A 1,622-nucleotide genomic window follows, 5' to 3' on the forward strand; every position below is an offset into this window, starting at 1 on the left:
AACGAAAATCTATGGCTTGCCCTCTTACATCTGAGCAGCATCTTTTGCATTATCATCCTCCCCTTGCTGCTCTGGTCATGGAAGAAAAATAAATCCTATAAAATTGATAAACAGGGGAGGCAGGTGCTCAATTTCCAGATCACGATGACCCTGGCTCTCTTTGCAGCCCTCTTCCTGCTCATGCTTGCTCCTGCCCCCCTGATCATGATGGATAGTGCAAAGGTAAGTAATCTGGAAAATAGCCCCTTCTTCATCCTGCTTGTTATCTGCGTCCCCCTGCCCCTGATTCTGATCGGCATTTTCTGCACCTGGCAGGGCGTGATCAATGCATTGCGCGCACTTTCAGATAAGCCAATTCGCTATAGACTGGCGATTCCATTTCTTAAAGAATAGAGGGAAGAATTAAGATGAGAGAGTGGAGAGTTAGTGGAGGCGGACGGTTGTCCGCCTTTTTATATTTTTATAAAGCCTGCAATATCCAGAAGAGAACCATCCCGACAACGATGGTCCACATGACGTTTTTGGTGCGCCAGGCGACCAGTGCCCCACCGATACCGGCCAACAAGCGAATATTTCCAAGCGTCAGATCAAGTACCCCATTAGGATAGGTTAGCGCGGGGAAAACCAGCGCTGCTAAAACGGAAGCAGGTACAAATCGGAGAGCGCGCCGCAGCCACTCGGGCATTTCCACTTTGCCGAACAGATAAATAAATGAGAAGCGCAGTGCAAATGTGCCCAGGGCCATTGCGATGAAGAGCAGCCAAAGAGGAAGACCATTCATTGGGCAGCTCCTTCCATCTTTTTATCAGCAATACTCTCAGCCAATACCCCTGCACCGATTCCGAGGAGGGCGGCCAGAATCAAGCCCAGGTTATAGGGCAATCCCCGGGTAATGATGGCAGTCAGTCCGCCGACCAGGGCTGCGATAACTGCCGGGCGATCTTTGAGGGCGGCAAACATCAAGGCCAGAAAACTGAGCGGAAAGGCAAACTCAAGCCCCCAGCTTGCGGGGACGAGAGTCCCAAGCAAGGCGCCAGCAATTGCGCTGATGATCCAGGTGAGCCAGATGGCCGCGGCTGTACCGTAGAAATACCAGGCCGGGTTGGCAGGGATTTTGTTGGCAAAGTGACTCATCGTGACGCCAAAGGCCTGATCTGAAAGAATGAAGGCAAAGGGAGCTTTACGATAGATGGGCTCATCCTTCAAATAGGGCGCAAGGGTGGCGCTATACATGGTGAATCGTAGGTTTATGACCCAGGCCGTGAGCACCATTACCATCCAGACTGCGCCTTCGCCAATCAGTTGTAGGACAGCTAATTGTGAGGCCCCGGCAAAGACGATGAAGGACATCCCTGCTGCTTCAAAGGGCGTCAAGCCCACGCTGACAGCAGCCACACTGCAGATCAGCGCAAAGGGAACAACCCCTAATAAGATGGGCAGAGAATCCTGCGCCCCTGTGAAAAAATCCTGTTGTTTTGCTTGCATAAAATGACCCTGGTATTCCTTTGCTAGTTGAAATGGAGAATTATACATCCAATTCAACTCGCCCCCCTCAATCTAAACAAGGTAAAATCCCTGTTATTTCCTGGAGAAATCAATCGAAATAAGCATGGAGATGAGTA

The 1,622-nt window shown here is 50.6% G+C and carries 3 protein-coding genes; 1 reads left to right on the plus strand and 2 read right to left on the minus strand.

Annotation, left to right across the window (positions count from 1 at the left end):
• On the plus strand, window positions 1-393 hold a 393-nt coding region (locus AC3DOM_RS14790), incomplete at its 5' end, for a DUF4870 domain-containing protein (protein ID WP_487919814.1).
• Between the two features lie 67 nt (window positions 394-460).
• Here AC3DOM_RS14790 and AC3DOM_RS14795 read toward each other — a convergent pair.
• Both AC3DOM_RS14795 and AC3DOM_RS14800 read right to left on the minus strand, forming a co-directional pair.
• Window positions 461-781 carry an AzlD domain-containing protein gene (locus AC3DOM_RS14795; protein WP_487919815.1) on the minus strand — a complete coding sequence of 107 codons (321 nt, stop codon included), beginning with the start codon at window positions 779-781 and terminating at the stop codon, window positions 461-463.
• The gene (locus AC3DOM_RS14800; protein WP_487919816.1) at window positions 778-1,485 is read right to left on the minus strand and encodes an AzlC family ABC transporter permease; all 708 of its coding nucleotides are present in this window, start codon (window positions 1,483-1,485) and stop codon (window positions 778-780) included. Before AC3DOM_RS14800 ends, AC3DOM_RS14795 begins: the two co-directional genes overlap by 4 nt.
• Window positions 1,486-1,622: the final 137 nt, after the last annotated feature.

The sequence above is a fragment of the Candidatus Desulfolinea nitratireducens genome (genome assembly GCF_982879505.1).